The organism is Haladaptatus ordinarius (assembly GCF_054177595.1).
This window is the reverse complement of record NZ_JBPEHH010000288.1, coordinates 1-825: the sequence shown is the minus strand read 5'-3', so window position 1 is coordinate 825 and position 825 is coordinate 1. Positions and strand designations below refer to the sequence as shown.

At 57.7% G+C, this 825-nt stretch carries 1 protein-coding gene; it reads right to left on the bottom strand.

The window, feature by feature from the left end; all coding sequences use genetic code 11:
* On the bottom strand, positions 1-733 hold a 733-nt coding region (locus tag ACR3FF_RS27230), incomplete at its 3' end, for an IS5 family transposase (RefSeq protein WP_458191225.1).
* Positions 734-825: the final 92 nt, after the last annotated feature.

Below are 825 nucleotides of genomic sequence, written 5' to 3'. Positions count from 1 at the left end.
GCTTCTCGCCGTCGTCTTGCTTCAACTGCGAGAAGCCGGTTTCACTCATCCAGCGCTGGTTGTAGTCATCGTTCATTCGTGCGTTGTGGGCCTTCTGCAACGGTGTCTGCTCCCTGTGCTTGATCAACGGTCGCGTTGACTCGGAGCGACACTCCTCACGGAGGTCGCTCCACGAGTAGTTCGCGTCAGCAGACAACACACGCAGGTCTTCCGCGTTCCGGCGGAAGACCTGCATCCCGATGTGGCCGTCCCAGGCCTTCTGCGTCGTAAAATGAACGTCCTTGATCGCCAGTGAGTTCACGTCGATCAAGATCGTTGTCTTCATCGACTGGAATGAGTAGTTCGCTCGGTCGCGGTAGTGGTAGCTGGTTTGATCGCGCTGGAAGCCACTTGCATCAATCGCAGCTTCACCACTCCAGCCCGCCTGCTCCGCCGAAGCGCGGAGCAGGCGGCGGAGTTCACGCATCCGATATTCGTCTTCCCACCGGCAGAACGAACTGTAGTGCGGTGCCTCGTCGAGATCGAATACAGCAAGAACACCTGGCATCTCGTTGAGGTAGTCTTCAGTTTCACGGAGGCTCTTCTCCAGTTCGACGCGGAACAGAATTAACGCGATCTGTGTCCACTTGGCGTACCCGTCCGCGCCGTCCGGCGCGGCGGATACGTCCGAATCGTCAACGTGCTGTTTGGCAAGGTCTCGACACATTCGCGCTAGCCGTCTGAGCGATGCCATATCGCCAGACGGCGTCCATTTCCCGGTTAATCTGACGGAAGATAACCGTGAGAGCGTCTGAGACTGTCGTCATTCTGCGGCAAAACAAGGCA